Genomic DNA, 9,982 nt, shown 5'->3' with positions numbered 1-9,982 from the left:
GAATCGCTTATCAGCTCTTCGTATTTCCTTTATCTCAGTCGGTGGGCTCCAGTCCATACGGAGCAAAACGGGCACTTCCGCTTTTCTTAATCATCGCTACTTAGTATACCGATGAAACGCAATAAGTTAATAAACAAGTTAACAAAATCTAAATATAGATTTAAAGCAAGTAATGGTACCATTTCTTCTGAAATTCCGTGATGTTTCATTTGGTTGAAATCATACAGGACGTAAAGTGAGAATAGGATTGAACCAATACCTGATACGATTAACATATTAGTTGAAGATAGCGGCATAAAGATACTTAAAATACCTACTACGACCATTCCTATAAGAACAACCATTAAGAATGAACCTAAGAAGGAAAGATCTTTCTTTATTACACTCCCAATTATACCGAAGACAGTAAAGATTCCAAAAGTTGCAGCGAATGCCATTAATACAGCTTCTGCTCCAGCAGTAGAAGCGTAATGAGCAACAATTGGGAATAGTGTTATACCTGAAATAAAGCTAAATAAGTACACGAATGTATAACCGACGGCTTTTCTTCTTCTGAACCAAAATGCTGCAATAATCATAATTAATTCGGCAATTACTAGTGGAAGCATTAAGCTAGGTGGAACAAATTGTCCAGTATACAGACCAATAGTTGCAATTAAGAGACTAATAATAAATGTTACTAGAACCTTTTGAAACATTGATCTTGTACTAGTAGTGTGATAAACAGTTTCTTGCATAATGTAAACTCCTTTATTTTTCTTGGGCATTGATTATCAATTAGAGCGGTGTTTCCCTTCTATGTCCAGCTTCACTTCTAGAAGACTTACGGTCTTCTTCCCTACGATAAGTCAACTAAGAAATGCTGAAACGGCTGACTGATGTTAGATGCATCAACTACTGTTTCTTCATAGTTCCTAAATCGGTAGTTAAAAGTATATACGAATTAAAACGGACTATGTTTCTGCTTTTCTTTATTTTATTATAAATTATGAATTTTTTTTGTACAGAGTAGCTCTTACTATTCTTTACAAAAACAATATGTTTTAATGGTACTTGACTAAATATATAATATTTTTCTAACAAGAATAAGCTATTAAAGTATAGAAGGGGAGGAAGAAAACATGAAGTTATTCATTTCATTAGGTGCCATTTTTGGCTTTTTAGCAGTTGCGTTAGGTGCATTTGGTGCTCATATGCTAGAAGGTAAAATTCCAGCAAAATATATAATTACTTGGGAAAAAGCTGTAACTTACCAAATGTTTCATGCTACTGGTCTACTTATTGTAGGTTTATTAGCAGGTAAGTTGGGACTAAAGCCAATGATAAGTTGGTCAGGTTGGTTAATGTTTATTGGGATAATTCTATTCTCAGGTAGCTTATATGTACTAAGCGTTACACAAGTTAAAGTATTAGGAGCGATTACACCAATCGGTGGTGTTTCATTCCTAGCAGCATGGGTATTATTGGTGCTTGCTGTTAATAAATATATGTAGAAAAATGAGTAAAACCCTTGCTAACGTGGCGAGGGTTTTACTAGTTGTATGGACTAAACAAGTCCTTTTCAGTTTATCTTCATCTTGGTGAGTAGGTAGCCATTTGTGGAGCGGCGGCACTAAAAGGGCTTTCATATTCGATTTCTTCCTCAAATGTAATGTAGTCTAAATAAACCATAAGCAGAACATAACGTATTCCTGTTTGCGGATCACTTAGAATAATATGATCTCGTCCAGCGGCTTCAATAATTCCTTTGAAAATCTTTGAATTCCATTCTTTACTATTCTCGAAAGTCATATAAACAGTTGCCATTTTACCTTTGTTTAATCGCAGTATATTCTCTACATAAGATTGTTCTAAAGGAAGCATACCAGGTGTTTGCAAACTTGTTTTCGGTACAGTTTGTGATGTGGGTATTAGGAATCCACCGGATGCTTCGAGTGGTCCACCTGCATAGCCCTGAGTTGGTTGCCCCTGCGGAGGTTGACCTTGCACTGGTTGCCCCTGCATTGGTTGCCCCTGCATTGGTTGTTGATACATCGGTTGCCTACCACTTGGCATCGAACTATAATACTGTGGTTGATTCGATTGAGCATTCGGATATCCATAATTCACATATGGATTAGAACCAGATTGATTCATTTGTCCTTACCTCCAATTTGGATACTTTAGGAAATGGTCAATTGTAAGTAAGTCATGATGAGCTAGCTTAAAACAGCTAAGTTAATGTACTTCTGTTTAAAAAGTTCCATAGACGCTTGGGCAGTCGTCACCAGTTGGTTCGAAAAAGCAGTGTGATTTATATCTACCAGCGTTCGGTTGATCATACCAAGTAGGTGGGCAATCGCCCACTGGCTTAAAAAACCAGAGAGAGTATGTTGCTGGATGATACCGATTTCCATTGATGGTTTTTCTTGCTAAGTCGATTTCATTTTGTCTGGCCCGTTGGTAGAAATAACCTTTCTGTGTAGCTTCAAAACCACCAGGATTTTGATAGACCATTTTTGTAATGGTATCAATGTTTACGAAATCTAGGCATGTGGCTCTTACACGATTAACCCCTACATTTCCTACCATAAGCATTCCTTGATCGCCTTCACCCTCAGCTTCTGCGCGTAACAGCCGTGCCAGTAATTTAACCTCTTCCTCGTTATAAGGAATAACTGCCATTTGCTTCACCTCAATGTCGATTCTACTTGTTGTACCATGAAAGATTATTGAGTTAGTCATATTCGATGAAATAGCATAGCACTACAGTGACCAGCAGTAATCTTTACTATTTCAAATGTATGAACAAGGGAGAAAAATATGCATGAGAAAAATCGTTATACAAATTTTTATGGAGAAAAAGAGACGTGGAAAAAAAGAAAAAACTGTCTCAAATTTGAGACAGTTTTGTAAGTAATAGTTTTAAACGTGAAGAAATGCCGTAACTTTCTCTTCTGGAAGAATATTTCCAACGAAGAATTGACCGAATTCTCCATATCGAGCACTTACTTCATCAAAACGCATTTCATAAATTAGCTTTTTAAATTGAAGTACATCGTCAGAGAACAGTGTAACGCCCCATTCATAATCATCAAAACCAACTGAACCTAAAATAATCTGCTTAACAATGCCAGCATATTTACGACCAATCATTCCATGAGCATACATTAACTTACGACGCTCTTCCATCGTAAGCATATACCAGTTATCATTACCTTGGCGACGCTTATCCATTGGGTAAAAGCAAACATGTTTTGCTTTAGGAAGAATTGGATATAGACGTGCACGAATTTGCGGGTTTTGATATGGATCTTCACTAGAGTGTAAGTAGTTGCTTAGTTCAACAACTGAAACATATGAAGTAGCTGGAATAGTGAAATCAGCTAATTTTGTTTTATTAAACTCTGTTTCAATTTCATTTAATTCTTCCATAGTAGGACGGACAATCATCATCATGAAGTCGGCTTTTTGTCCAACAATAGTGTATAATGCATGGCTTCCTGCATTTTCTGCTTCGGTCTTGTTCCACTTTTCTACTAATCCTAAAAATTCAGAAATGGCTGCTTGTCGCTCATCGCTTGTAAGCATTTTCCAAGTTGTCCAATCTATCGTGCGGAAATCATGCAAGCAATACCATCCATCTAAAGTTTGTGCTGCTTCGCTCATTAATAATCACTCCCACAGTTACCTTCTATATTACATATTTACTATACCATATCTTAATGAGAAAATACGTGAGCAAAGCTTATGGAAAGTAGAACGTCAATTCCATCGATAAAACTGATATTTCGGAATAAACAAAACAGGAACTTTTCGATTACTTTCATAGAAATTTTTATGATTAGAGGGTATGCTTACTATATATGAAATAAGGAGGATTTTTATTGTGAGTGATTTATTTACATCATTGAAAAACAAAGTAACAGGTAAGAATGTGAAAATTGTTTTTCCAGAAGGCGCAGATGAGCGAATTTTAACTGCTGCAAGCAGATTGGCAACTGAAAACATTTTAACACCTATTCTAGTAGGAAATGTTGCAAACATTGAAAGCAAAGCAAAAGAATTAGGTGCTTCACTTGATTCTGTTGAAATATATGATCCAACAAGCTATGAGGCAATGGATGAGTTAGTAGCTGCATTCGTAGAACGTCGTAAAGGAAGAGTAACAGCAGAAGACGCACAAAAAATCTTACTTGATGGTAACTATTTCGGTACGATGCTTGTATATGTTAACAAAGCAGATGGACTAGTTAGCGGAGCAGCTCATTCAACAGCTGATACTGTACGTCCTGCATTACAAATTATTAAAACTAAAGAAGGTATTCGTAAAACTTCTGGTGTATTCATCATGGTTCGCGGTGAAGAAAAACTTGTTATGGCAGACTGTGCAATCAACATTGCCCCTGATAGCCAAGATCTTGCTGAGATTGCAATTGAAAGTGCTAAAACAGCTAGCATGTTCAACATCGATCCTAAAGTAGCGATGTTAAGCTTCTCTACAAAAGGTTCTGCTAAATCACCAGAAACAGACAAAGTGTCTGAAGCGGTAAGAATTGCAAAAGAACTAGATCCAACGTTAGTTGTTGACGGAGAATTCCAATTCGATGCAGCATTTGTTCCTTCAGTAGCTGCACAAAAAGCACCAGGTTCAGTAATTAAAGGTGATGCAAATGTATTTGTATTCCCAAGTCTAGAAGCAGGAAATATCGGATACAAAATTGCACAGCGCTTAGGTAATTTCGAAGCTGTTGGACCGATTTTACAAGGTTTAAATCGTCCAGTTAACGATCTATCTCGCGGTTGTAATGCAGAAGATGTGTACAAGCTTGCACTAATTACTGCTGGACAATCACTATAAGATTTAAATGTGAAATACCGTAACAAAAGGGGGGAAAACGCGAGATGATTGAAGAACGTTCGATACTTCATCAAAAGGTATGGAGAATCATTGATCATACATCCATGGGACCCCACTTTTCAGCGCTACAATCTTTTGCTACGGATGATACGCTCTGTCACACTGCGGGGCAGGGCTCATCACCAGCTATAGCGAGAGCATGGGTACATCACCATACGATTGTTCTCGGCATTCAAGATAGCCGATTGCCTTTTCTTGAGCAGGGAATTCAATACTTAAATGAATGTGGTTATCGAGCAATTATACGTAATTCTGGTGGTTTAGCAGTTGTTTTAGATACAGGTGTTTTAAATCTTTCGCTTGTTTTTCCAGAAGTGGATAAGCGTATTGACATCAATAGGGGCTACGATGCAATGGTTGAGCTAATTCGCTATATGTTCCGAGACTATAACGTGAAGATTGAAGCGAGGGAAATTGTCGGCTCCTATTGTCCAGGTAGTTATGATTTAAGTATTGATGGGAAGAAATTCGCTGGTATTTCACAAAGAAGGATTCGCAATGGAGTGGCGGTTCAAATATATCTTTGCGTCGATGGCAGTGGATCACAACGCGCTGAACTAATTAAGCAGTTTTATTCAATTGCTAAAAAAGATAAAGAAACAAAATTTGAATATCCTTCTATTGTTCCAGAAGTGATGGCGTCATTAAGTGAACTATTACAAGTCCATTTGACGGTACAAGATGTAATGTTATTATTCTTAAAGGCATTACAGGAACATAGCGATTCAATATATTCCTCACAGCTTACAGAAGAAGAGGCTTCATACTATGAAGGCTATTTAGTACGTATGCAAGAGAGAAACGAGAAATTAATAAAGTAAAATTAAATTACTTTATTAAAAACAGAAAAGTCGTTAGCTTCGATAATGAAGTTAACGACTTTTTATTTAATTGGTTAAAAGTTAAAAGTTAAAAGTTAAAGGTGAGAGGTTAGTTTTTAACAAAAATTTATTAATTATTTTGAAATAAGATAATAATATTTGTTAATCTATTAAAGGAAGATTGGAAAAATAGAAAATATTTTACTTATAAAACATAGCGAGGACCTCTCATGGAACAACGGCCGGTTAGTAATGCTTGTAGGAAAAAAGCAATTTACATATTTATTGTACTCATCGTTTTCATATGTACGATTTATTGGCCCTCATATACTTTTGCTACAAGCCAAGGTAAAACAGTAAAGGTTGGATATATTGAGGGCTATGGAGTAACTACGATTAATAAAGAATTAAGGCAAGGCTATATTTATGATTATTTAATGGAAATAGCTAAGTACACAAAGTGGCAGTATGAATTTATTCCCGTTACTTTAAAGGAAGGGCTAGACAAATTAACTACAGGGGAATTGGATTTGTTTGGCCCGTTAGAATATACAGATGAACGTGGGAAACAATTTGCTTTTCCCGAACATGACTTTGGTTATGAATATGGAACTTTAATGACGAGTAGCGAGAATGAGTATTTATTTTATAATGATTTTGAAAGTTTTAATGGTATAAAGATTGGTCATATTTCAAGTTGTAATTTCATCTCCGAATTTAAAAAGTATGCTATAAATCAAGATTTTTCCGTAGAATATGTACATTATGCTGATACAGATACGCTTGAAGAGGGACTTAGAACAGGTCAAGTAGATGCGATTCTTGTAGGAAGTTTCTCAAGTGATATTGATAATATGAAAGTAATTGGTAAGTATTCTATAAACCCTACTTATATGGCTGTACCGAAGGGCAAAACGGATCTGCTAAATGAATTAAATGAAGCATTGTCCAACATCAAAATAGAGGACGTATACATTGATTATAAGTTAAATAATAAATACTTAAAATATAACTCTGAGCATCTAGCATTTACTAGAGAAGAGCATGATTACATCAGTAGCCATCCAAAGTTGAGAGTGGTGTATGATCCAGATTATGCACCTATTGGATATTATGATAAAAAAACGAAAAAATATCGGGGGATTAGTGCAGAAGTAATGAAATTAATCTCTGAGATAAGCGGAATAGAATTTGAATATATTAAAACTAAAAATTATGAAGAAAGCGTGCAATATATAAAGGAAGGAAAAGCAGATTTACTAGCTGGGTTCACAGACCATGTAGATAGTGAGGCTTTTCTAGAAACCAAAAAATACATAGATATTCCGGCTATAGTGATGGGCAAGGCGGGTTCCAATATTAATAATGGATATAAGATAGCTTTACCAGTAGGTTATAAATCATCTATTAATTACATTAAAGAAAAATATGATGATGCGGAAATCATTCTTTATAATAGCTTTAAAGCTTGTATTGATGCATTAAATCAAGGAAAAGTGGATGCAACAATCATTAATTCTTATATGTATGCCAATATTATTAGAGATTCACACAATGATAGTTACCGAATGATTGACGTATCGGAAGCGATGTTATCGCTCAAAGTAGGCGTCTCAAAACAAGTTGATCCAAGGGTACTTCCTATCCTGAATAAATCAATAACCAACATTACAGGTAAACAGCTTGACGAAATAGTCTTTACTAATACGGTCGGTAAAGCTCATAAAATGCCTTGGCAAAAAGTAGTGAAGCAATATAGCTTTTATTTAATCGGGGCTATTTCATTACTATTCTTAGTCATTGTTACTTTTGTAATTATTAATCATAAAAGGACAAAAAGAAAACTCGAAAAAATCGCTTATACAGATACTTTAACAGGGGTAAGAAATCTTGAAAAATTCAGGTTAGATGCAGCAGTCTTATTTGAAAAAAATAAACCTGAAGATTATTCTATGCTATATTTGGATGTTGAGAAATTCAAAAATATTAATGATACATACGGATTTAAAGCAGGAAATGATGCCCTTATTCATATTACAAAATCTTTCATTAAAGAATTAACGGAGGAAGATTTATTTGGAAGAGGTTCGGCTGATTATTTCCTTATCTTAATGAAAGAGCGAGATTCACTTGAATTATTTAAGAGAATACAAGTTATTTTAAAGCGTATACAGACTTATGGTGAAAATCAATCCAATCCTTTTAAATTAACGATGCGTTGTGGCGTTTATGAGATTATGCCAAATGAAACAAATATTACTTCTCTAATAGATAAAGCAAATGAAGCAAGAAAAGGTCTTAAACAAGATATTGGCAAAACGTTTGCTTATTATACAACTGACATGCACAAACGAATATTGAAAGAGAAGTTAATTGAAGAAAGCATGGAACAAGCACTTGTGAATGAGGATTTCTTAGTTTATTTACAGCCAAAATACGGTTTATCGAAGCACGGCATTGCTGGTGCTGAAGCTTTAGTTAGGTGGAACCATAGTAAGGCGGGGATGATATCACCGGCGGAATTTATCCCGGTTTTTGAGAAAAATGGTTTTATTATTTCATTAGACTTTTATGTTTTTGAGAAAGTATGTCAAAAAATCAAAGAATGGATTAGGTTAGATTATCATCTTGTTCCTATTTCAGTTAATATATCTCGAGTACATTTAAACAAGAAGGATTTCATAAGTAGATTAGTTCAATTAGTGAAGAAGTATGACATTCCTCCACATTTAATTGAATTAGAATTAACGGAATCTACTTTTACAGAAAATATTGATTTACTTATCAAGATAATGAAGGAATTAAAGGAAGCAGGATTTAAAATATCGGTGGATGATTTCGGAACAGGTTTCTCTTCCCTAAACTTATTGAAAGTATTACCGGTTGATGTTCTTAAATTGGATAAGTCATTCCTAGATCGAGAAGAAACAACTGCTAAAGAAGAAATACTAATTGCAGATGTAGTAAGAATGGCACATCATTTGGATATTAAAGTGGTTGCAGAAGGGGTAGAAAGAATGAAGCAAGTCGCATTCTTGAAATCAATCAATTGCGATTTAGTTCAAGGATATGTATTCGCAAAACCAATGCCAATTCAAGACTTTGAAAATCTAGCTTTTAAAACGAAAGTTTAGAAAAAGAATACAGTGTTAAAGGTCAAGTGGTAGTTGAGCTTTAATTAATAATGGGCTGTCTCATGAGACAGCCCATTATTGGAAATCGTAAGTAAATGATTAGTTGCTGATAGTAAATTAGAAAATACAGGTAGTGAAGGCTATAAGACATCCTTATTCTGCTACTTTTTCTAAATTTCCATTGCGGTCCATTTTGAACTTAGTTGCATGTGGAGGTTCTTCTTCTAGTAGCACAAGCTTGCGAGCACGATTCATAATTTTCATGATTGTTTCATAATCTTCTTGAATGGTTTCCGAATTCTCTGCAAGGTTATCAATTTTATTTTGTAATTCTTCGTTTTGTTGTTTCATTCGGAACATGTCGTTCTTAGCATCACGAATCTCTGCTTTCAATCTTTCGTTTTCTACTCTTAATACCTCACTGTGCAAGCTTTGTGTATTCATAGATTGCAAAAATACAATAACATCATCAAGAGATTCGATCTTTCTAGTGTTAGTCGATTGGACCACTTCATAGTTTGGTAATACAATTGGGTCTGCTATTTCTTCATGATAGTCATTTGTTTGTAATTCGAGTGGTTCTGGCATTAATCCGACTTCTACAATAGAAGGAGTTGGCGGTGTATATAGTAATTTTTTCTTACCTCCTTGTTCTTTTCCAAGTAGGCGATTACGCTGTTTTCGTTGTTTCTTAGCTAATTGAAGTGCTTTTTCATAGTTATGACGTACAACAGCGTTCCATCTAAAACCACAAGCAGCAGAAGTGCGATTTAATTTATCACCAACTTCTTCAAAGGCATTTAATTGCGTGCTACCTTCACGTACATGGCGAAGGACTGTTTCCGCTAAAAGCAGATCATCTTCTTCTGTCCAAGCATCTTGTCTTACTTTCATTATTAACTTCCTTTCTACATAACTTTGTTTTTCCTAAAAATAGGGAATTGTGTAATAACTATTCTGTACAACTTCACATTTTTTTATACACATAACTTAAAAAGCTAGTAGATTATTAGAAAAGCGTAAGCGCATGGTTAGCTCCGTATGGACTGGAGCCCTCCGACTGAGATAAAGGAAACACGAAGAGACGGTAGTCGATTCGATTGTCTAGCTTCAACGGCCAGCCCCTC

Annotated in this window: 9 protein-coding genes; 4 read left to right on the top strand and 5 right to left on the bottom strand. The window is 35.2% G+C overall.

Annotated elements, in window-relative coordinates:
* Positions 1 to 86 precede the first annotated feature (86 nt).
* Positions 87 to 737, bottom strand: coding sequence for a Bax inhibitor-1/YccA family protein (locus V7014_RS18380; protein WP_335509028.1), 651 nt, complete (start codon positions 735 to 737; stop codon positions 87 to 89).
* Between the two features lie 384 nt (positions 738 to 1,121).
* On the opposite strand from V7014_RS18380, the gene V7014_RS18375 reads away from it, so the two are divergent.
* Positions 1,122 to 1,493: a DUF423 domain-containing protein gene (locus tag V7014_RS18375; RefSeq protein ID WP_335509026.1), complete on the top strand. Its 372-nt coding sequence runs from the start codon at positions 1,122 to 1,124 to the stop codon at positions 1,491 to 1,493.
* 79 nt (positions 1,494 to 1,572) lie between these two features.
* On the opposite strand, the gene gerQ is transcribed toward V7014_RS18375, so the two are convergent.
* The 3 genes from gerQ to hemQ all read right to left on the bottom strand — a co-directional run bounded on the left by gerQ (position 1,573) and on the right by hemQ (position 3,648).
* On the bottom strand, positions 1,573 to 2,136 hold the full coding sequence (gene gerQ, locus V7014_RS18370) for a spore coat protein GerQ (protein ID WP_438824935.1): 564 nt from the start codon (positions 2,134 to 2,136) through the stop codon (positions 1,573 to 1,575).
* 96 nt (positions 2,137 to 2,232) lie between these two features.
* Entirely contained in the window at positions 2,233 to 2,664 is a 432-nt protein-coding gene (locus V7014_RS18365; RefSeq protein WP_335509035.1) for a cell wall hydrolase, read from the bottom strand.
* Positions 2,665 to 2,904: 240 nt separating this feature from the next.
* Positions 2,905 to 3,648 (bottom strand): hydrogen peroxide-dependent heme synthase, encoded by a 744-nt coding sequence (gene hemQ, locus V7014_RS18360; RefSeq protein ID WP_335509024.1) that lies wholly within the window; start codon positions 3,646 to 3,648, stop codon positions 2,905 to 2,907.
* A gap of 220 nt (positions 3,649 to 3,868) precedes the next feature.
* On the opposite strand from hemQ, the gene pta reads away from it, so the two are divergent.
* The 3 genes from pta (at position 3,869) to V7014_RS18345 (ending at position 8,855) form a co-directional block, all read left to right on the top strand.
* Positions 3,869 to 4,840 carry a phosphate acetyltransferase gene (gene pta, locus V7014_RS18355; RefSeq protein ID WP_335509022.1) on the top strand — a complete coding sequence of 324 codons (972 nt, stop codon included), beginning with the start codon at positions 3,869 to 3,871 and terminating at the stop codon, positions 4,838 to 4,840.
* Between the two features lie 44 nt (positions 4,841 to 4,884).
* A complete protein-coding gene (locus V7014_RS18350) occupies positions 4,885 to 5,721 on the top strand; it encodes a lipoate--protein ligase family protein (protein WP_335509020.1) in 837 nt (278 codons plus the stop codon).
* A 230-nt stretch (positions 5,722 to 5,951) separates the two neighbouring features.
* On the top strand, positions 5,952 to 8,855 hold the full coding sequence (locus V7014_RS18345; protein ID WP_335509018.1) for an EAL domain-containing protein: 2,904 nt from the start codon (positions 5,952 to 5,954) through the stop codon (positions 8,853 to 8,855).
* Between the two features lie 153 nt (positions 8,856 to 9,008).
* Here V7014_RS18345 and V7014_RS18340 read toward each other — a convergent pair whose 3' ends face one another.
* Positions 9,009 to 9,752 carry an RsfA family transcriptional regulator gene (locus V7014_RS18340; protein ID WP_438824936.1) on the bottom strand — a complete coding sequence of 248 codons (744 nt, stop codon included), beginning with the start codon at positions 9,750 to 9,752 and terminating at the stop codon, positions 9,009 to 9,011.
* Positions 9,753 to 9,982 lie beyond the last annotated feature (230 nt).

Origin of the sequence: Bacillus sp. JJ722 (assembly GCF_036963345.1) — a bacterium.
Taxonomy (GTDB): Bacteria; Bacillota; Bacilli; order Bacillales; family DSM-1321; genus Bacillus_AD.
This window is presented reverse-complemented; position numbering and strand designations above follow the sequence as displayed.